This is a genomic window from Paraburkholderia sp. XV (assembly GCF_020177535.1).
In the GTDB taxonomy this organism is placed as follows: Bacteria; Pseudomonadota; Gammaproteobacteria; order Burkholderiales; family Burkholderiaceae; genus Paraburkholderia; species Paraburkholderia caribensis.
Genome location: NZ_JAGUUD010000042.1, coordinates 35146 through 55730, shown reverse-complemented (window position 1 = coordinate 55730; position 20585 = coordinate 35146). Strand labels below are relative to the sequence as shown.

Genomic DNA, 20585 nt, shown 5'->3' with positions numbered 1-20585 from the left:
TGGCACGGCCGGCTCGCATGCCGGCCCGTGCTTGCCGCTGCTTAGTGCTGGCTCATCCACGACGGATGACGCAGTTGCGCTTCGCGGTCGATCTTGCGCATGCGGAACTCGAGGTCGTACAGATCCGTGGCTTCGGCCAGATACGCGTCGTTTTGCTCTTTGACACGCACGTCGTAGGACTTGGTCAGGAACAGGAAAAGGCGGCTGATCAGATACATGGTGAACCTCGAATTTGGCGTTAGGTGGCTGACACCTAGGGATAACCCCTATTATAGGGAAAACCCTAGGATTGCACCAGCACCAAATTCGAAGTGTGGCAATTTGTCAACTCGCGCGCTGCCGGGGGCTGTCGGCGGTACTTCTGGCGGACCGCGTCGACTCGGTACGACGCTGATGCCGGAAAAAGTCCCACAACAGACTGGACGCATCCGGACCTTTCGATGAATGGAACGGCACGGCATCGTCACCGCCGCTCCACGCGTGGCCGAGGCCCTGCACGCGGCACAGGCGCACGACGCGCCGCCCGCCACGCGTGTAATCGCGCGTCGTGACGGTCGCCTTGCGGTCTTCCTTGATGTCGCCGACCTTGCGCACGCCCCGCGCATCGACGATGCCGTTCAGCCGCAAAAACTGCTCGGTCAGTTGCTCGGCGTTGACAGGCGCGACGACGCGGTCGGCTTCACCCTGCAGGATGATCGCGGGCATGCCCGGATACGTCGTCACGTCCGCGACGGCGTCGACGAGCGCAACGGGGTCCTGCCGCGTGCCGCGCCGCATCACGTCCATCGCGGCGATGCCGGAATGCGCATCGCCGAATGCGGGCCCCGAATGCAGCCCGACGGCGGCGAAATGCTCGGGAAAGTGCAGCGCCAGCAACGACGTCAGCCCCGCGCCCGCCGATATTCCGGCGACATACACCCGCTCGCGGTCGAGCCCATGCGCTTCCACCAGCGCCTCGACCAGCGACACCACGGCACGCGCCTCCGCGCGGCCCGCGCGGTCGGTATCGTCGTACCAATGCCAGCAGCGATGCGCATGGGCATGCTTCGACTGCTCCGGGTACACGACGGCGAAGCCGTAGCGGTCGGCGAGCAGGTTCATGCGCGTGCCTTCGGCGAATTCGTCGATGGACTGCGTGCAGCCGTGCAGCATCACGAGGAGCGGCGCGTGCTTGAGAGGCTTGCCGGCGGGCAGATACAGCCCGTACTGCAAATGGTTGACCAGGCTGCCGGGCGCGGCGGGCGCGGAGTGGAACGAGCGCGTCCACGAACCGCTCGCCCAGGCAGCGGCGCGTGGCCGTACGCGGGATTCGCGCGCGCCGCGCTGCGGCACCTCGCGCGTGGCAGTCTGGCGGACCTTCGACGACGGTTTCGCGACGCCAGGCGTGGCCGGTCGCGTGGCGGTCCGGGTTGACGACCGTTTTGGCTTGCGCTTGGTAGTCGCGCGTGCGTGCTCCGTCTGGATCGCAAACAGACGTTTCAGGCCGCCTAGCCAGATTTTGGTCAAGCTTTTCGGCATAGGATTTTCTCGCTAATAGGGACTCATGCTCCCTGCCTTGCGGCAGACTTGTGCAATGCACAATAACATCAATCTCCATGCGATGCTGACACTGGCCGAGGCCGATTTGGGAAAATGCGCGTCGCGCCGACCTTCGACCAAGACAATTTCGGAATTGTCCTAACATCTGGCAGTTTTCGCGCTTTTCCTTCCATCTGTCGCGTAACGGGTGCCTCTATACTTATAGAATGCGCGCGAGCGGGGAATGTCCTTCTCGATCGGGCACCATCGCCGGCTGCCTGGAAGCCTTTGGCCGTTGGCAGGTTCGCGCCCCGTACATGTCGTTAAGGATTGTCCATGCTTCACCTGTCACCACAATTCTGGCTTCTGGTTACCAATTTCGGCGGCGCCGGTCTGACCTTGCCGCTCGCCTTCGCCATCGCGCTGTGGCTCACCGTCGGTTATTCGTGGCGGCTCGCGGCCGCGTGGCTGTTTCTGCTCGGCGTCGCCATCGCGCTGGTTACGGCGACGAAGATCGCGTTCCTCGGCTGGGGGGTCGGCGTGCAAGTATGGGACTTCACCGGCCTGAGCGGGCACGCGATGTTCGCCACCGCCGTGTTCCCCGTTGCCGTCTTGCTCGTTCTGCTGCCAGCGCCGCCCGCCGTGCGCGTCGTGGGCGTGGCGCTCGCGCTGTTCGGCGGCGCGCTGGTCGGGTTTTCGCGCGTCGTCGTCGAGGCCCATTCGCCTTCGGAGGCGATCACGGGCTGCATCGTCGGCGCGCTGACGGCGCTCGTGTTCGTCCGCATCGCGTGGAACGCCACGCCGCCGGGGCGCCTGCCCGTCGTGCCCGTGGTGTTGAGCCTGACGATCATCACACTCGCTCTGCACGCCGTGCATCTGCCGACCCAGCGCTGGGTCACGCATATCGCGCTGAAAATTTCCGGCCATGACCGGCCGTTCGTCCGCGCCCGCTGGAAAGCGTTGCGCGACGCTTACGCGCCCGCTGCGCCAACCGCTCCCGCGGCGCCCGTCGCACCCCTCGCGCCGTTGCAAAAAACACGCAACGTCGCTATGCCTTTGCCTGATTCCGACGCATAAATCGCACGAAACCGGCTATCTTGCGCGCCACATGTTCAATATGCCGACCGCTATAACCCCACATATATTACGATGGCGTTTTCAACCCGCCCCGGTCGAACCGGCGCCATCTGCCCATGTCCTTGCCGCGCATGATCCGCTTTCTGAAACCTGCCCTGCTCGCCGCGAGCGCGATTTCGTTTGCCTTCGCCGCGCAGGCCCGCGCTGACGAACTCGTCGTGTCCGCGGCCGCGAGCCTGACGAATGCCTTCAAGGCCGTCGGCGACGCGTATGAGAAGGCGCATCCCGGCACGAAGCTGCTGTTCAATTTCGGCGCCTCCGACGTGCTGATGCAGCAGATCGTGAAGGGCGCGCCCGCCGACGTGTTCGCGTCCGCCGACCAGAAAGCGATGGACAAGGCCGCCGGGCAAAAGGCGATCGTGCCGTCAACGCGCAAGGATTTCGCCGCGAACTCGCTCGTGCTGATCGTGCCGACGGACAGCAAGCTCGCGCCGTCGAACCTGAACGAGCTGACGACGGCGAGCGTGAAGCGCGTTTCATACGGCGATCCGGCATCCGTGCCTGTCGGCCGCTACACGGAAGGCGCGCTGAAGGCGGCGGGCGTGTGGGACGCCGTCAGCGCGAAGGGCGTGCTGGCGTCGAACGTGCGGCAAAGCCTCGATTACGTGTCGCGCGGCGAAGTCGACGCCGGCTTCGTGTTCGGCACCGACGCCGCCGTCATGCCCGACAAGGTGAAGGTCGCGCTGACCGTGCCGACCGCGACGCCGATTACCTATCCGATCGCGCAGGTCGAAGGCAGCAAGCACGCCGCCGACGCGCAGTCGTTCATCACCTTCGTGCTGTCGCCGGCAGGTCAGGCCGTGCTCGCGAAGTACGGCTTCAAGCCGGCGCACTAAGCCGCGCCGCCAGAGACCAGGCACGACGCTGACATCATGGAACAGGCCTGGATTCCACTGCTGCTGTCGCTGAAAGTCGCGGGCTGGGCGACGGCGCTGAACATCGTATTCGGCGTCGCGGCCGGCTTCGGCCTGGCGCGCTGGCAGTCGGGCGCGCGCGATCTGATCGATTCGCTGCTGACGCTGCCGCTCGTCATGCCGCCGACGGTGCTCGGCTACTACCTGCTCGTGCTGCTCGGCCGGCGCGGCGTGTTCGGCGCGTGGCTCGACCGCTTCGATATCCAGCTGGTATTCACATGGCAAGGCGCGGTGATCGCGTCGATGGTAGTCGCGTTTCCGCTCGTGCTGAAGTCGGCGCGAGCCGCGTTCGAATCCGTCGATCCGCAACTGGAACGCGCCGCGCGCACACTCGGCATCAGCGAAACGGCGATCTTCTTCCGCGTGACGCTGCCGCTCGCGTCGCGCGGCATTCTCGCGGGCGCCCTGCTCGCGTTCGCGCGCGCGCTCGGCGAGTTCGGCGCGACGCTGATGATCGCGGGCAATCTGCCGGGCCGCACGCAGACGCTGTCGGTTGCCGTCTACGCCGCCGTGCAGGCGGGCGACGACAGCACGGCCAATTTCCTCGTGCTCGTGACCTCGGTCACCTGCGTCCTGATTCTCGTGCTTGCGGGCAGGCTCGTGCCGCAACACTCGCTGATGACGTCCCGCTGATATGCCGCTCACCGTCGATATCCGCAAAACGCTGCGCACGGCCGAACGCCAGTTCAAGCTCGATGTGTCGTTCACGGCGAGCGCGCAGCGCATGGTGCTGTTCGGCCCGTCGGGCGCGGGCAAGAGCCTGACGCTGCAGGCGATCGCCGGCCTGCTGCGTCCCGACGAAGGCCAGATCGTGCTGCACGGCGACCCGCTCTTCGACAGCACGCGCGGCATCGACCAGAAGCCGCAGGCGCGCCGTCTCGCGTATCTCTTTCAGGACTACGCGCTGTTCCCGCATCTGAACGTGCGGCAGAACATCGGTTTCGGGATGCACACAGGCTGGCTGAATCCGGGACGGCGTTTTTCGCATCCGCAGATCGACTACTGGCTCGACGCGCTCGATCTGAAAACGGTGGCCGGCCATCATCCGGCACAGCTTTCGGGCGGGCAAAGACAGCGCGTGGCGCTGGCACGTGCGCTCGTTGCGCAGCCGCGCCTGCTGTTGCTCGACGAACCGTTTTCCGCGCTCGATCACGCGCTGCGCGCGCGCATGCGGCGCGAACTCTCCGATCTGCAAACGCGGCTCGACATTCCAATGCTGCTGATCACGCACGATCCCGACGATGTCGCCGCATTCGGCGATCAGGTCGTGCAGGTTTATGACGGCAGCGTGCGCGAGAATGCGCCTTTCGCGGGCTATCCCCGCACGGTGTCCTAGCAGACGGCGCCGCGCGGTTAAGCCTCGGCTGTCACGCCCAGAATTACGCTCGACGCCTTGAACGCGGCCACGAGCGCCTGCCCTTCGGCGATTGCCAGTTCCACGACGCTCTCATTCGTGACGACGGCCGTCACGACCGCGCCGCCCTCGAGCGTCAGCGACACCTCGGCATTCACCGCGCCGCGCCGCACCGCCGACACCGTGCCGCGCAGGCGGTTGCGGGTCGACAGCCGGTCCGACGTGCGGTCGTCGGCAACCAGCAGCACCGACGACGCCTTGACCAGCGCCACCGCTTCGCCGCCTACAGCAAGCCCCAGCGTCTCCGTGCTTTCGTGCGTGACGACGGCGACGACGGACTGGCCGCCGGGCAATGCCAGCGCAACTTCGTCGTTGACCGTGCCGCGCCGGATCGCGCTGACCTTGCCGTACCACTGGTTGCGCGCGCTCGTCTTCATGCCGATGCGGCCGATCAGCCGCCAGTCGTCGGAGAATCCGGCGATCGCCGCGCCCGCGCGTTCGAGAAACAGCCGGTGCTCGCGTTCGACCGCGCGAAACGTTTCGATCAGACTCAGCGCGCGCGGCGTGAGCGTCGTGCCGCCGCCGCCCTTGCCGCCCGTCGAGCGGATCACGAGCGTTTCGCCCGCGAGGTTGTTCATCGCGTCGACGGCGTCCCACGCGGCCTTGTAGCTCATGCCGACCGCCTTGGCCGCGCCCGTGATCGAGCCCGTTTCGCCGATCGCCGCCAGCAGTGCAATGCGCTGCGTGCCGCCGAGCGCCTGCTCGCCCGAGCGAAACCAGACGGAGCCGCCAAATTGCAAGGCATCGTGGGAAGCGTTGTTGTTATCGGATGTCATGGCGCGCGTGCGTGTCGGCTGAAGGACGGAAGGACGGGTGAAGGTGCGATCCATTATAGCGACGCCCCTTTCGCCAGCCGCACGCAAGCCGTGGCGCAAACGCTCAGAGCGCGTACTGCGCGATCCCGTTGCCGAACGACCAGTTTTCCTTCAGCACTTCGACGAGATTGATGAACACGTCCTCGCGCCGCACGCCCGGATGCTCGGCGAGGTTATCGGCGATGCGTTTGAAGAGCGCTTTTTTCTGCTCCTGCGTCCGGCTGTTGGTCACGGTGAGCTGGATCAGCACGAGATCGTCGCTGCGCGCGATGCCTAGATAGTTGCGGTCATAGACGATGTTGCTGTCGTCGTGCTCGGTGATAACCATGAAGATGTCGTCTTCGGGGACGTTGAACTCGGCAATCAGCGCGCGCTGGATGCCTTGCGTCAGCGCCTGGCGGTAAGCAGCAGGCTTGCCGGCACGAAGTGCGATTCGGGTGAAAGGCATGTCGAACTCCTATGAATGAACAGAACGTGCACTCAGGTTAGTTCGGCCTTATCATAATGAACAGATATAGCTGGATATTTCATCTATTTTAAATCGGAATGAAAGTACTCGATCTCGATGCTGTGCGCGCCTTCGTGCTGGTCGCGGATCTGCGCAGCTTCACCCGCGCCGCCGATGCCCTCGACACCACGCAGTCCGCCGTCAGCCTGAAGCTGAAACGGCTCGAAGCGCATCTGGGCAAGCCTTTGCTGGAACGCACGCCGCGCGTCGTGCGGCTGTCGGAGCACGGCCAGGCATTTCTCGACGGCGCGCGCGACCTGCTGGGCGCGCACGACCGCGCACTCGGCGCGCTATCCGCCGACAGACGGCGGCTCTCGTTGGGCTTGAGCGAGCATGTGGCGGGCACCGACCTCGCGGCGCTGCTCGCGCGCGTCAATGCGCATGATCCAGGGCTGGTGCTGGAGTTGCATATGGGGTTGTCGTCCGCGCTGTTGCAGCAGTTCGACGAGCGGCGGCTCGATGCCGTGATCGTGCGCTCGGAGCCCGACGACGCACCGCGTGAAGACGGCCAGTTGCTCTTCACCGAGCCGCTGTCGTGGCTCGCGACGCCCGAATGGCAGCCGCGCGCGGGCGAGCCGCTGCCGCTGGCGCTGCTGGCCGCGCCCTGCAACGTGCGCTCGGTCGCGCTGCGCACGCTGGACGGCGCGGGGATCGCGTGGCGCGAGGCGTTTGTCGGCGGCGGCGTGCAGGCTGTCGGCGCCGCGGCGGCGGCCGGGCTCGCCGTGTCGCCGCTGGCAAGGCGTGTCGCGCCAGGCGGATTGGTCGATTCAGGCACGCGGCTCGGCTTGCCGGCCCTGCCGGAATCGCGTTTGACGCTCCATTCGCGCGTGCGCGACGCGCGTTCAGTCGAGTCGTTGCGGCTCGTGACGAACGGGTTGATCGCGCAGTGAGGCGCTGGCGGGCGCTAGTGGAGGATCGGCGGAAGTTCGCGCGGCGGTTGAGCGCTGGCTTGCGGCGCACTGCTCTGCGCGGCCTGGCGAGGCTTGGCCGCAGCCACGACTGGCTTTGCAGGCGCAGGCTTTTGCGATGAATCGCGCGGCGCAGGCGCGCGAGCCGTTTTGACGGCGGCGCTAGTCGCTTTTGTTTTCCCGGACGGGACGGCAGCCTTTCCCGCCACTTTCGCATGTGGCGCGGACTTGCCCGGATGCGCGCCCTTTGATGCACCCGCACCGGCAACGTGCTTCGAGTGCCTCGCGTGCTGCGCGGCCTCAGGCGGATTCCACACTTCCTTGTACTCGGCGCGCGCCGCCACCGACACGCACAGCAAACCAACCGACACCCACACCTTCGAACGCAGCGACACCGCAGTCTCCGTGCAAAAACTGGAGGGCGGATTATACAGCCGCGCTTGCATTAATCCGCATATAGACTAATATGCATAAAAAGTTCAACTCAGGACTCCGATCATGTCTTCCGCTGCCCATTATTCGAGCGCCGAACGCCCGTTGCGACGACCGCCCGCCGAACCCTCCATGGCGGACATGTCCGCCGCCGGTCTGCGCGCGTTCTTCAACATCGCGCGCGACTGGGAATTGAGCGCCGAAGAGCAGATCATCCTGCTCGGCTCGCCGGGCCGCTCCACCTTCTTCAAATGGAAGAACGCGCCGCAAACGGCCCGCCTCGGCCGCGACACGCTGGAGCGGCTGTCGCTTCTGCTCGGCATCTACAAGGCATTGCAAATCCTGCTGCCGCAACCTGCCGCCGCCGACACGTGGATCAAGCGCCCCAACAGTGCGCCGCCGTTCGGCGGCCGCCGCGCGCTGGACCGCATGCTGGCGGGCAACATCAGCGACCTCGTGGCCGTGCGCCAGTATCTCGACGCAATGCGAGGCGGCTGGGCGTGACTGAACTGCAATGGCAAGACCAATGGCGTGTGGCCTCGCTCGCCTGGACACCTGCGTTCCGCGTGATCCCCACGCGCTTTCCCGCCGTCAACCTGTTCGACCGCGTCGCGTCGCCGGAAGACTTCGATGCGCTTTACGCGCTCGAAGCCATGACCAATGACCGCGTACGCACCGAAGTCGGCGATCTCGATCTCGTGCCGCGCGAGGAGCGGCGCTTCGGTCCCGGCTACGGGCCGATCATGGCCGCGCTCACGCATCTGAATCCGCAAGGCAGCCGCTTCTCCGACGGCACCTACGGCGTGTTCTACTGCGCGCGCTCGCGCGAAACCGCGATCGCCGAAACGCGTTATCACTCGGGCCTCTTCCTCGCCGCCACGCAGGAGCCGCCGATGCGTCAGCAAATGCGCCTCTACACGGTGATGGCGCAGGGCGACGTGGTGGACTTGCGTGATGCCGGATCGGTCGATGTTTCAGTGCTGTCGCCGAACGACTACACGCCCGGCCAGGCGCTCGGCCGCGCGGCGCGCGCAGCGGGCGCGCCGGGCATCGTCTATCCGTCGGTGCGGGATGCGGGCGGCGAATGCCTCGCCGCGTTCAAAACGACGCTGCTGCGCGACTGCCATCACGCGGCGTATCTGGAATACAACTGGAACGGCAGCGCCGTCGATATCGTCTTCGAACTGAATCAGGTGGGCTAAACGCTACGGCGCCGGACGCGTCAGAACGCAAGCTCAAGGCAATGCCAGCGCCGAAGCGCCGACCGAACGAGCCCGTTCGACCGTCACCGACCAGCGCTTCGTCGTGCGCGCCTCGACGATGGTCAGCTTGCCGCCCGGACCGAATGCGCCTGTATCGATGAACATCTGCGCGCCGATCTGCTGCACTTCGCGCACGGGCGTATGGCCGCAATAGGTGAGCGACAGCCCAAGCTGGCGCATCGGATCGCCCGCGCCCATCGCCAGGCTGCGGCCCCACAGCAGTTGCTGGCGAACTTCTTCGGAAAGATTGTCGGCGTCGAGTTCGGCGTCCGAGCCGAGAAATTCCGCATGCAGCACGTTGAAGCGCTCGCTGCCCGAGCCGATCACGCGCACCAGCGGCAGCGTGCGCAGACGCTGCGCATAGACGCGCAGCCTTTCGATGGGCACCTGCACGCTCCACAGCCCGCCGATTCCATACCACCACTGCTTCTTCAGCTTGCCTTCAGCGACCGCGCAGAGCGCGTCCTCGTGATTGCCGAGCACCGCGTGGAACCAGGGCTTGTCGAGCAGCGCCAGCGCCTCTTCCGACTGCGAGCCGCGATCGACGAGATCGCCGACGGAGAACAGCCGGTCGCGCGACGGATCGAAATCGACCTCGCGCAACAGGAAGCGCAGCGCGTCGACGCAACCGTGCAGATCGCCGACGACGAAATCGCGTCCGGTCCGGTTGACGGGATGATGTTGGACGACGGTGACAAGTGTGGAATCCATAACACCATGATAGTGCGAGCGTGCAAGCGTCGTATGCGCGGCATCTCGCGTTCGCACGCCTTTCGTGAGCCGGATTCGTGCGCAGTGCATGCCCGTTTGCGAGCTATACGCATTCGCGCCGCCAACATGCAGGCTCCCGTCGCCACGCTCATGGTTCGATCACGGTTCGTTCACTGCGGCACGGCGCGCAGGCTGCCGACCTGCTCCGCGCTCAGCGTCGAGCGGGGATTGCCGAACTGTTTCGTCACATAGTTCGCGACGGCGGCGATCCGCGCGTCGCTCGGTTCGCGCCGGACCATGCGCGCATGCCGGGCGTCCGCCCGAAAACCGGTCTTGCACCGCTGTCTCGCGGTCTCTGATGGCCGCGCGCGGCAGCGATGTTGCCGCCCTCGCATGCTCGCCGTTCGCTGCGCGCGAGAACGAAACAACGAATGAAAGCCGCATGCAAGCCCAGTGAGCAAAACTGCGGAAAACAATAACGTCCCCACAACTTTTTCGACAAATCATCCACCATCATGCCCCCGGTAGAATCGCCGCAACCTTCACCACCACTTTCGAACATGCATCGAGACATACGGATGTCACGCTCCGCTGCCCGGAGCACCCGCCCATGAGCGTCTATCCACAGGTATTGCGCAACCGCCCGCGCATGATGACGGGCCTCGTGCTCGGCGTGCTGGTCGGCGTGCTGCTCGCGGGCGTGCACATACGCCCGATGATCCGCGTGCTGGTCTCGTGGGACGTCGCCGTGTGGGCCTATCTCGCGCTGATGTGGCTGGAGATGGCACGCGCCGATCACGATCGCGTGCGCGACATTGCGCAGCGCGAAGACGAGAACGCGGGGGTCGTGCTCGCCGTCGTCTGTCTCGCGACGGTCGCGAGCGTGGCCGCCATCGTGCTGGAGCTGGCGTCGTCGAAAGGCAGCACGGGCGTGTCGCATTACATCGTGACGGGCATCACGCTGATCGGCGCGTGGTTCCTGATACCCACCATCTTCACGCTGCACTACGCGCGCCTGCACTTCGCAACCGACACCCAGGAAACCGCGCTGAAGTTCCCCGACCGCAAGCTCGATCCGAACTATTGGGACTTCCTGTACTTCTCCTTCACGATCGCCGTCGCATCGCAGACGTCGGACATCGTGCTGCGCTCGCGCGAGGTGCGCCGCGCGGCGCTCGCGCAGTCGGTGCTGTCGTTCTATTTCAACGTAGCCGTGCTCGGGCTGTGCATCAACATGGCGGCGGGTTTGCTCGGATCGTAGCGGGCCGCGCCCGCAAAACCATCGCGCGCGCAGTCCTTCGGCAGCCCCGCGCCCGCGGCTATGGCAACATGCCATGTAACAGCCGCCGGACGACGCGCCCGAATTACACGTCTTCCTTCGGTTGCGCGGCATCATTCGTATGAACGACGCCGCGCCCGCATCTTTTTCGCCGTGCCGTACCAGGCTGCACCAGCCGTCCTTGCACGCATCTCGCCGCTTCAGTCCTGACCCTGCTGTATCGCTTTCTGGCATACCGCTTGCTCTACCACCGCCTGTTGATTGAACCCGGACAGACGACTTGCGGCGCCGTCGCAGACTCTTTGAACTGACGCGCCGCCTGTCGATCAATGAATGCACTACATTGAGCAGTACGCGCCGTCGCAGGACGCATCGCGCGGCATCCGGCTCTGAAGCCTAATAGGCGGTCGTGATCGCACCCATGTGCATCCACGCCGCACAGCAGGACGAAATCTGGAAACGACCGATGGAAGCTCCTCACGCCTATGCGCCGCGGATTTACTTTGTGCATTCTCCCCTGGTCGGACAGCTGGATGCGTGGCCCGCGCAGTTCGAGCATGCCGCGGCGCTCGGTTTCGATCATGTGCTGATCGGCGGGCTGTTCCAGCCGGGACAGGCCGGCCACGCGCAGATCGTCAGCGATCATGCGCGGCTGCATCCCGCGTTCGCCGGCACCGGGAGCGCGCATGAAGTGCTGCAGCGTCTGGCCGAAACCGCGAGCCAGCACGGCCTGACGCTGCTGGTCGATCTCGTGATCGATCGCGCTGCCGCCGACGGCAATCTGTTTCGTGAACACCGCGACTGGTTTCATCCGTTCGAACCGGAAGAAGCGCGGCTCGATCCGCGCCATGCACGCCACGAAGACAACGTCGCGTATGCGAACTTCAACGACGAGCACGCGGCTGCGCCGCTGCTCGGCTGGTGGGCGCAGACGCTCGACGCGCTCGCGGATGCGGGCATCGGCGGATTCCGTTTCGATTCGCCGCACCGCGTGCCCGCCTTCGCATGGCGGCGCCTGCTCGAGGCCGTGCGCGCATCGCGCCATCCGTCCACGCGCTTTCTCGCCGCGACGCCCGGCCTCGAGCGCGCGGACGTCGCCGCGCTCGAAGGCGTGGGCTTCGACGCCGTGTTTTCGTCGTCGCGCTGGTGGGACTTCCGCGCGCCGTGGATGCTCGACGAGCATGCGCTGCTGATGCGCATCGGCTCGCCCGTCGCCTTTCCGGAAGCGCCTTACGGCACGCGGCTCGCGGCCGACCTCGAACATGTGCACGATGCCGCGATCGTCGAGCGCGCGTATCGCCGCGCATTGTTGACAGCCGTTTCGACGGGCACCGGCTGGATGATGCCGATGGGCTTCGAATATGGCATTGCCGAGCCGATCTCGCATACGCTCGGCGACGCCGCCCACTACGCGAGCCTGCGCGGCGCGGCGCGCTTCGATCTCTCCGAGCGCGTGCGTCACGCGAACGCGATCGCGCGCGACACCTGGCCGTTGCAAACCAATGGCGAGCTGCGTTCGCTGTCCGGCCCCGACACGCACGCCGCGATCCTGTTGCGCGGCGATCAGCGCGATTTGCGCGACGCGGGCGAAGCCGTGATGGTGGCGATCAACCCGGAGTTGGGCACGCCCGTGCGCGTCGATCCCGCGCGCTTTCTCGACGGCGTGCCGGGCGACTTCACGCGCTTCGTGCCACTCGGCACCGAATCGCGCGGCGCGCCGCAGCCGCTCGCCCCGTTCACGCTCGCGCCGGGCGCGTGCCGTCTGTTCCGCGCGGTCGCCGAAAAGCCCGTCGTGCTTGCACCGCCCATCGACAAGAAAAACACGAAGACCTCGGGACACAAGAGCGTGCTCGATGCGATCGCGGGCTCGCGCGTCGCGATCGAAAGCGTATCGCCCGCCGTCGATCACGGACGCTTCCCCGCCAAGCGCATCGTCGGCGAACGCGTGCACATCACCGCCGCCGTGTTCGCCGAAGGCCACGACAAGATCGCGGCAGCCGTGATCTGGCGCGCCGCCGACGAAACCGCCTGGCACGAAGCACCGATGACGCCCGCGCAGCCCGCCGGCAACGACATCTGGGAGGCGCGCGTTGCGCTGGAGCGTGTCGGGCGTCACGAATACACGGTGATTGCGTGGCGCGACGACTTCGCGTCGCTCGTCGATCACATGCAGAAGAAGCTGAAGGCCGATCAGTCCGTCGATCTCGAACTCGAAGAGGCGAAGCATCTGTTCGCGCTCGCGCTCGCGGAAACGGAGACGGTCGAAGGCTCGCAGCGGCAGCAGCTCGAAGCGATCGTCAAGGAGTTCATGAAGGCCGACACGGGCGAGCGCCTCGCGATCGTGCTCGCGCCGACCACGGCCGACGCGTTCGCCGCCGCACGTCACCGGCCTGGGCTGTCGCGCGATCCTGTCGTCTATCGCATCGATGCCGAACGCGCGGGTGCGCGCTTTGGCAGCTGGTACGAGATCTTTCCGCGCTCGATGAGCGACGACGAGCATCGTCACGGCAACTTCGACGACGTGATCGGCAAACTGCCACGCATCCGCGACATGGGCTTCGACGTGCTGTACTTTCCGCCCATTCACCCCATCGGCGTCGCCAACCGCAAGGGCCGCAACAACACGCTGACGCCTGGCCCGGACGACGTGGGCAGCCCGTATGCAATCGGCGGCGAAGCGGGCGGCCACGATGCCGTGCATCCGCAGCTCGGCACGCTCGACGATTTCAGGCGCATGCTCGCCGCCGCGCACGATCACGGCCTGGAAATCGCGCTCGACTTCGCGATCCAATGCTCGCCCGATCACCCGTGGCTCAAGCAGCATCCCACATGGTTCGCGTGGCGTCCCGACGGCACGCTGCGTTACGCGGAGAACCCGCCGAAGAAGTATCAGGACATCGTGAATCCGGACTTCTACGCGCGCGACGCAAAGCCCGATTTGTGGATTTCGCTACGCGACGTGATCCTGTTCTGGATCGATGCAGGCGTGCGCATCTTCCGCGTCGACAATCCGCACACGAAACCTTTCCCGTTCTGGGAATGGATGATCAACGACGTGCGCGCGCGGCATCCCGACGTGATCTTCCTCGCCGAAGCGTTCACGCGTCCGCGCGTGATGGCGCGGCTCGCGAAGCTCGGCTTCTCGCAGTCGTACACGTACTTCACATGGCGCGAATCGAAGCGCGATTTCACCGAATATCTGACGCAACTGACGCAAACCGATCTGCGCGAATACTTCAGGCCTAACTTCTTCGTCAACACGCCGGACATCAACCCGCGTCATCTGCAGGCGCAGGGGCGTCCGGGCTTTCTGATTCGCGCCGCGCTCGCGACGATGCTGTCGGGACTGTGGGGCGTGTATAGCGGCTTCGAACTGTGCGAAGCCGCCGCGCTGCCGAACAGCGAAGAGTATCTGGACTCGGAGAAGTATCAGATCCGCGCATGGGACTGGAACCGGCCCGGCAACATCGTGCGCGAAATCACCGAGCTGAACCGCATTCGCCGCACGAACCCGGCGCTGCACTCGCATCTGAATCTGACGTTCCTGCCCGCGCACAACGAGAGCATCCTGTTCTTCGAAAAGGCCACGCCGGCGCGCGACAACGTGATCGTCGTCGCGATCAATCTCGATCCGTACAACGAACAGGGCGCGGATATCGAGTTGTCGTGGGGCACGTTCAACGCCTGGGGCCTGCACGATCACGGCGCCATCGACGTGATCGACCAGATGACGGGCGAGCAGTTTCAATGGCATGGCAGATGGCAACACGTGCGACTCGATCCCGGCATGCGGCCGTTCGCGATCTGGCGCATCGCGCCCGCGGCCGGCCTGCCGCGCGACGCTGTTCCCGATGAGAGCGACACGCATCGGGCCGCTCACGACACGACATTCAATGAAGGTGCGATATGAAACGTGACGATCCCGCCGAAAGCACGTCGCAGCATTTCACCGACCCGACGGCCGAGGCTGCTCCAGCGAAGCCGCGCCCGTCGCGCCGCGCCAAGGTGTCGACGCTCGCCGACGATCCGCTCTGGTACAAGGACGCGATCATCTACCAGGTGCACATCAAGTCGTTCTTCGATGCGAACAACGACGGTGTCGGCGATTTCCCGGGCCTGATCGCGAAGCTGGACTACATCGCGGAACTCGGCGTGAGCGCGATCTGGCTGCTGCCGTTCTATCCGTCGCCGCGCCGCGACGACGGCTACGACATCGCCGATTACAAGAACGTGCATCCCGACTACGGCACGATTGGCGACGTCAAGCGCTTCATCCAGGAAGCGCACGCGCGCGGCCTGCATGTGATCACCGAGCTGGTCATCAACCACACGTCGGACCAGCACCCGTGGTTCCAGCGCGCGCGCCGCGCGAAGCCCGGCTCGAACCATCGCAACTACTACGTGTGGTCCGACACGGACAAGAAGTACGAGCAGACGCGCATCATTTTCATTGACAGCGAACCGTCGAACTGGACCCATGACCCCGTTGCGGGCCAGTACTACTGGCACCGCTTCTACTCGCACCAGCCCGACCTGAACTTCGACAATCCCTCGGTGATGCGCGAAGTGCTGCAGGTGATGCGCTTCTGGCTCGATCTGGGGATCGACGGGTTGCGGCTGGATGCCGTGCCGTATCTCGTCGAACGCGAAGGCACGAACAACGAGAATCTGCCCGAAACGCACGCAATCTTGAAGAAGATTCGCGCGACCATCGACGCCGAATATCCGAACCGGATGCTGCTCGCCGAAGCGAACCAGTGGCCGGAAGACGTGCAGGAATACTTCGGCAACGAAGACGAATGCCACATGGCATTCCACTTCCCGCTGATGCCGCGCATCTACATGTCGATTGCGAGCGAGGACCGCTTTCCGATCACCGACATCATGAAGCAGACGCCGGATCTCCCCGAGACCAACCAATGGGCGATCTTCCTGCGCAATCACGATGAACTCACGCTCGAAATGGTCACGGACTCCGAGCGCGATTATTTGTGGAATACCTATGCGAGCGACCGGCGCGCACGTCTGAATCTAGGCATCCGGCGGCGCCTCGCGCCACTGATGGAGCGCGACCGCCGCCGCATCGAGCTGATCAATTCGCTGCTGCTGTCGATGCCGGGCACGCCCGTCATCTATTACGGCGACGAACTCGGCATGGGCGACAACATTCACCTCGGCGACCGCGACGGCGTGCGCACGCCGATGCAATGGTCGTCCGACCGGAACGGCGGGTTCTCGCGCGCCGATCCCGAGCAACTGGTGCTGCCGCCCGTCATGGGCTCGCTGTATGGCTTCGACGCCGTCAACGTCGAAGCGCAGAGCCGCGATCCGCATTCGCTGCTCAACTGGACACGGCGCATGCTCGCGACGCGCCGCTCGAAGCACACGTTCGGACGCGGCACGATCCGCTTCCTGAAGCCGAGCAACCGCAAGATTCTCGCGTATCTGCGCGAACTGCCGGGCGAGCCGCCCATTCTGTGCGTCGCGAATCTGTCGCGTGCGCCGCAGGCGGTCGAACTCGATCTGTCCGAATTCAACGGCGCGGTGCCCATCGAAATGACGGCGGACTCGGTGTTCCCGCGCATCGGGCAACTTACGTATCTGCTGACCTTCCCGCCGTACGGCTTCCTGTGGTTCCTGCTTTGCGAAGGCGGCGGCCGTCCGACATGGAGCCAGGCGCCGTCCGAGCCGCTGCCCGATTTCGTCACCATCGTGATCCGCGAAGGCCAGGCGGGTCCGACGCCCGAGAACGTGCGGCTGCTCGAATCGGAAGTGCTGCCGTCGTGGCTGGGACGCCGTAGATGGTTTGCGTCGAAGGATCAGAAGATGCATGCCGTGCGCCTCGCCGCGCTCACGACGATCCCCGAAGCGGGCTTCGCGTTCACGGAGATCGAAGCGGATGTCGGCGACCACACCGAGCGTTACGTGCTGCCGCTCGCCATCACATGGGGCGCGGACACGACCACGCCGCTCTTCATGCAACTGGCGCTGGCGCGCGTGCGCCGCGGGCGCAACGTCGGCCATCTGACGGACGCGTTCTCGTTGCCGCAGTTCGCATACGGCACGCTGCGCAAGCTGCGCGAGCGCGCCGGCGTGCCGACCGTGCAAAAGAGCACGATCCATTTCATTCCGACCGACCGTTTCGACGAACTCGATCTTGGCGACCAGCCCGAAATCCGCTGGCTCGCCGCCGAGCAGAGCAACAGTTCGCTCGTGATCGCCGACAAGGTGGTGCTGAAGCTCGTGCGGCGTCTGCTGAAGGGCGTGCACCCCGAAGCGGAAATGAGCCGCTATCTGACGCAGCTCGGCTACGCGAACACCGCGCCGCTGTATGGCGAAGTGGTGCGCGTCGATCCCGAGAACGTGCCGCATACGCTGTGTATCCTGCAAGGCTTCGTCGACAACCAGGGCGACGCGTGGAACTGGGCGCTCGACACGCTGCGCCGTTCGATCGACGAACTGGCGCTCGCCGTCGACGGCGCCAGCAACGAGAACCAGGCGAACCAGGACCGCGTGAACGAGGAAGAAGCGACGGGAGGCTACGCGTCGTACATGGGGATCATCGGCAAGCGGCTCGGCGAGCTGCACGTCGCGCTCGCGTCGCCATCGGACAACCCGGCATTCGATCCCGAACCCGCCGACAGCAAACAGGTGCAGGCGTGGATCGACGGTACGCAGAAACTGCTTGCCACCGCGCTCGAACTGCTCGAGAAGAACGTCGATCAACTGGGCGAAGATGCCGCACTGCTCGGCCGCAGCATTCTCGACCGCAAGGACAAGCTGGTCGAAGCGGTGTCGAAGCTCGTGACGCCCGACGCGCATGCGCTGCGCACGCGCATTCACGGCGACTTCCATCTGGGCCAGGTGCTCGTGGCGCAGGGCGACGCCTTCCTGATCGACTTCGAAGGCGAGCCGGCGCGCGAACTGGAGGAGCGGCGCGCGAAGTCGAGCCCGTTGCGCGACGTTGCGGGGCTGCTGCGTTCGCTGTCGTACGCGAGCGCCGCCGCGCAATCGACAATGGAAGCCGCGCCGCAGATGACGGCCGACCGCAAGCGCGCGCTGTTCGAGCGCTTCCGCGCCGCCGCTGCCGAGGCGTTCCTCACCGAGTACCGCGCGGCAACGCAAGCCGCGCCGCAACGGCTCGTCGCGCCGGAGCACGAACAGGCCTTGCTCGATCTGTTCCTGATCGAGAAGGCCGCTTATGAAATCCGCTACGAGGCGGCCAACCGGCCCGCATGGCTCGGCTTGCCGGTGCGCGGCCTTGCCGCGCTGACGAGCCGCCTGCTGGGCGACACGGGCGCCGCGCCGCATTCGCCGGCGGCTGCCTCGGCGCCTCCCGCAGCATCAGAGGGCGATTATGAGTGAGCACTACAACGTTCAACTTGAGGCGGCCGGTCTGCATCGCGTGGACCTGGATGCGCTCGTCGATGCGCGCCATCACGATCCGTTCTCGCAACTCGGCATGCACCAGACGAGCGCCGGCCCCGTCGTGCGCGTGATGCTGCCGAACGCGGCGCGCGTGTCGGTGATCGCGCGCGACGACGGCAGGCTGCTCGGCGAACTGGAGCAACTGCATCCGGGCGGCCTGTTCGCGGGTCCCGTCAGCGAAGCCGTGGCGTATCGCTTGCGGATCGACTGGCATGGGACGGTTCAGGAAATCGAGGACACGTATTCGTTCGGCCCCGTGCTGGGCGACGAGCCCTTGCAGCGCGTCGCGTGGGGCGATCCGTACGCGGTGCTCGAATGCCTCGGCTCGCGGCCGTTCACGCTGGATGGCGTGCCGGGCGTGCGCTTTGCCGTATGGGCGCCGAATGCGCGGCGCGTGTCGGTGGTGGGCGACTTCAACTCATGGGACGGCCGCCGTCATCCGATGCGGCTGCGCCATCAGGCCGGCGTGTGGGAACTGTTCGTGCCGCGCATCGGCGCGGGCACGCGCTACAAGTACGAGATGTTGGCGCGCGACGGCCATCCGTTGCCGCTCAAGGCCGACCCTTGCGCGATGCAGACCGAGAAGCCGCCCGCGACGGCGTCCGTCGTTGCGCACGTCGACGCTGTCGAGCGTTTTCCGTGGACCGACGGCGACTGGATGCAGACGCGCGCGTCGAAGCAGACCGCGCAATCGGCGATCTCGATCTACGAGGTGCATGCGGAATCGTGGCTGCGCGTCGCGGAGGAAGGGCATCGCGGCTTGAACTGGTCCGAGCTCGCGGACCGGCTGATTCCTTATGCGAAGGAAATGGGCTTCACGCATATCGAGTTCATGCCGATTGCCGAGCATCCGTTTGGTGGATCGTGGGGTTATCAGCCGTTGTCGCAGTTCGCGCCGTCGGCGCGCTTCGGCACGCCGGAGCAGTTCGCGGGCTTTATCAACCGCGCGCACGAGGCGGGGCTGGGCGTGATACTCGACTGGGTGCCCGCGCACTTTCCGAACGACGCACACGGACTGATCGAGTTCGACGGCACGCCGCTTTACGAGCACGCCGACCCGCGCGAGGGCTATCACCAAGACTGGAACACGATGATCTACAACCTCGGCCGCAACGAGGTGAGCGCGTTCCTGATCGCATCGGCGCTGGCGTGGCTCAAGCGCTATCACGTCGATGGCTTGCGGGTGGATGCCGTCGCGTCGATGCTGTATCGCGACTATTCGCGTGCGGCGGGCGAGTGGGTGCCGAATATTTATGGCGGGCGTGAGAATCTCGAATCGATTGCGTTTTTGAAGCGGCTGAATCACGAAGTGCAGCACATGCCGGACGTGCATGGGGCGATCACGATCGCCGAGGAATCGACGGCGTGGCCGGGTGTGACGGCGCGCATCGAGGATGGCGGGCTCGGCTTCCAGTTCAAGTGGAACATGGGGTGGATGCACGATACGCTGCACTACATGCACGAAGACCCGATCAACCGTCGATGGCATCACCACAACATGACGTTTGCGATGGTGTATGCGTACTCCGAGAAATTCGTGCTGCCGCTTTCGCACGACGAGGTCGTGCATGGCAAGGGATCGCTGCTGGGCAAGATGCCTGGCGACCGCTGGCAGAAGTTTGCGAATCTGCGCGCGTACTTTGCGTTTATGTGGGCCCATCCGGGCAAGAAGCTGATGTTCATGGGCGGCGAGTTTGGGCAGATGGCCGAGTTCGATCACGATGGGTCGCCGCATTGGCATCTTCTCGATGATGAATTGCACCATGGGGTGCAGCGGCTCGTGCGGGATTTGAACCGGCTTTATCGCGAGGAACCGGCGTTGCATCGGCTCGATACCGAGCCGGGGGGGTTCGAGTGGATCATTGGCGACGATAGCGTGAATTCGGTTTTTGCCTGGCGGCGCACGGATGGCGCGGGGCGCGAGCTGATTACGGTTTGCAACTTTACGCCGGTGCCCCGGCATGGGTATCGGATTGGGATGCCCCGCGCGGGGCGGTGGGTTGAGATCGTTAATTCCGATGCTGGGGTTTATGGTGGGTCTAATGTGGGGAACGGTGGAGTCATCTATACAGATGACGTTGCCGCGCATGGGCGGCCGCAGTCGGCCTCTTTGGTGCTGCCGCCGCTGGCGACTGTTGTGCTTCGGGCTGATTGAGGTTTGGGGCTGGGTTTGGGTTTGCGTTTTCTCTGCGAGGCCGTGGGGTTAGGGTTCCGGTGTTTGCAGTTGCAGGGTTCGGGTTTTGGAGTTTTGTGCTGGCA

At 65.3% G+C, this 20585-nt stretch carries 18 protein-coding genes; 11 read left to right on the top strand and 7 right to left on the bottom strand.

Going from position 1 to position 20585, the window contains the following annotated elements; translation table 11 throughout:
• Positions 1-41: 41 nt before the first annotated feature.
• Entirely contained in the window at positions 42-218 is a 177-nt protein-coding gene (locus KFO72_RS20530; protein ID WP_082433988.1) for a DUF3563 family protein, read from the bottom strand.
• 106 nt (positions 219-324) lie between these two features.
• Positions 325-1518 carry a PHB depolymerase family esterase gene (locus KFO72_RS20525; protein ID WP_225032884.1) on the bottom strand — a complete coding sequence of 398 codons (1194 nt, stop codon included), beginning with the start codon at positions 1516-1518 and terminating at the stop codon, positions 325-327.
• Positions 1519-1854: 336 nt separating this feature from the next.
• On the opposite strand from KFO72_RS20525, the gene KFO72_RS20520 reads away from it, so the two are divergent.
• The 4 genes from KFO72_RS20520 to KFO72_RS20505 all read left to right on the top strand — a co-directional run bounded on the left by KFO72_RS20520 (position 1855) and on the right by KFO72_RS20505 (position 4905).
• Complete coding sequence (locus KFO72_RS20520) at positions 1855-2595, top strand: phosphatase PAP2 family protein (RefSeq protein WP_060605044.1); 741 nt, start codon at positions 1855-1857, stop codon at positions 2593-2595.
• Positions 2596-2711: 116 nt separating this feature from the next.
• Positions 2712-3491 (top strand): molybdate ABC transporter substrate-binding protein, encoded by a 780-nt coding sequence (gene modA, locus KFO72_RS20515; RefSeq protein ID WP_225032883.1) that lies wholly within the window; start codon positions 2712-2714, stop codon positions 3489-3491.
• A gap of 36 nt (positions 3492-3527) precedes the next feature.
• Positions 3528-4202 (top strand): molybdate ABC transporter permease subunit, encoded by a 675-nt coding sequence (modB, locus tag KFO72_RS20510; protein WP_225032882.1) that lies wholly within the window; start codon positions 3528-3530, stop codon positions 4200-4202.
• Position 4203: 1 nt separating this feature from the next.
• On the top strand, positions 4204-4905 hold the full coding sequence (locus KFO72_RS20505) for an ATP-binding cassette domain-containing protein (RefSeq protein WP_054933477.1): 702 nt from the start codon (positions 4204-4206) through the stop codon (positions 4903-4905).
• 17 nt (positions 4906-4922) lie between these two features.
• Here KFO72_RS20505 and KFO72_RS20500 read toward each other — a convergent pair whose 3' ends face one another.
• Entirely contained in the window at positions 4923-5759 is an 837-nt protein-coding gene (locus KFO72_RS20500) for a TOBE domain-containing protein (RefSeq protein ID WP_225032881.1), read from the bottom strand.
• Positions 5760-5862: 103 nt separating this feature from the next.
• Positions 5863-6246, bottom strand: a complete 384-nt coding sequence (locus KFO72_RS20495) for a tautomerase family protein (RefSeq protein ID WP_107203032.1) — start codon at positions 6244-6246, stop codon at positions 5863-5865.
• A 98-nt stretch (positions 6247-6344) separates the two neighbouring features.
• On the opposite strand from KFO72_RS20495, the gene KFO72_RS20490 reads away from it, so the two are divergent.
• Complete coding sequence (locus tag KFO72_RS20490) at positions 6345-7196, top strand: LysR family transcriptional regulator (protein WP_225032880.1); 852 nt, start codon at positions 6345-6347, stop codon at positions 7194-7196.
• Between the two features lie 14 nt (positions 7197-7210).
• Here KFO72_RS20490 and KFO72_RS20485 read toward each other — a convergent pair whose 3' ends face one another.
• Entirely contained in the window at positions 7211-7609 is a 399-nt protein-coding gene (locus KFO72_RS20485) for a hypothetical protein (RefSeq protein ID WP_225032879.1), read from the bottom strand.
• A 103-nt stretch (positions 7610-7712) separates the two neighbouring features.
• On the opposite strand from KFO72_RS20485, the gene KFO72_RS20480 reads away from it, so the two are divergent.
• Entirely contained in the window at positions 7713-8150 is a 438-nt protein-coding gene (locus KFO72_RS20480) for an antitoxin Xre/MbcA/ParS toxin-binding domain-containing protein (protein ID WP_007582627.1), read from the top strand.
• Positions 8147-8848: an RES family NAD+ phosphorylase gene (locus KFO72_RS20475; protein ID WP_060605026.1), complete on the top strand. Its 702-nt coding sequence runs from the start codon at positions 8147-8149 to the stop codon at positions 8846-8848. The genes KFO72_RS20480 and KFO72_RS20475 overlap by 4 nt, the downstream gene beginning before the upstream one ends.
• A 33-nt stretch (positions 8849-8881) precedes the next feature.
• On the opposite strand, the gene KFO72_RS20470 is transcribed toward KFO72_RS20475, so the two are convergent.
• Both KFO72_RS20470 and KFO72_RS42110 read right to left on the bottom strand, forming a co-directional pair.
• Positions 8882-9619 carry a metallophosphoesterase gene (locus tag KFO72_RS20470; RefSeq protein WP_054933472.1) on the bottom strand — a complete coding sequence of 246 codons (738 nt, stop codon included), beginning with the start codon at positions 9617-9619 and terminating at the stop codon, positions 8882-8884.
• 170 nt (positions 9620-9789) lie between these two features.
• Positions 9790-9918 (bottom strand): hypothetical protein, encoded by a 129-nt coding sequence (locus KFO72_RS42110; RefSeq protein ID WP_263627749.1) that lies wholly within the window; start codon positions 9916-9918, stop codon positions 9790-9792.
• A 311-nt stretch (positions 9919-10229) separates the two neighbouring features.
• On the opposite strand from KFO72_RS42110, the gene KFO72_RS20465 reads away from it, so the two are divergent.
• The 4 genes from KFO72_RS20465 (at position 10230) to glgB (ending at position 20481) form a co-directional block, all read left to right on the top strand.
• A complete protein-coding gene (locus KFO72_RS20465; RefSeq protein ID WP_054933471.1) occupies positions 10230-10880 on the top strand; it encodes a DUF1345 domain-containing protein in 651 nt (216 codons plus the stop codon).
• Positions 10881-11364: 484 nt separating this feature from the next.
• Positions 11365-14808, top strand: coding sequence for a maltotransferase domain-containing protein (locus KFO72_RS20460; RefSeq protein ID WP_225032878.1), 3444 nt, complete (start codon positions 11365-11367; stop codon positions 14806-14808).
• A complete protein-coding gene (gene treS, locus KFO72_RS20455) occupies positions 14805-18263 on the top strand; it encodes a maltose alpha-D-glucosyltransferase (protein ID WP_107203034.1) in 3459 nt (1152 codons plus the stop codon). The genes KFO72_RS20460 and treS overlap by 4 nt, the downstream gene beginning before the upstream one ends.
• A complete protein-coding gene (glgB, locus tag KFO72_RS20450) occupies positions 18256-20481 on the top strand; it encodes a 1,4-alpha-glucan branching protein GlgB (protein WP_225032877.1) in 2226 nt (741 codons plus the stop codon). The genes treS and glgB overlap by 8 nt, the downstream gene beginning before the upstream one ends.
• Positions 20482-20585: the final 104 nt, after the last annotated feature.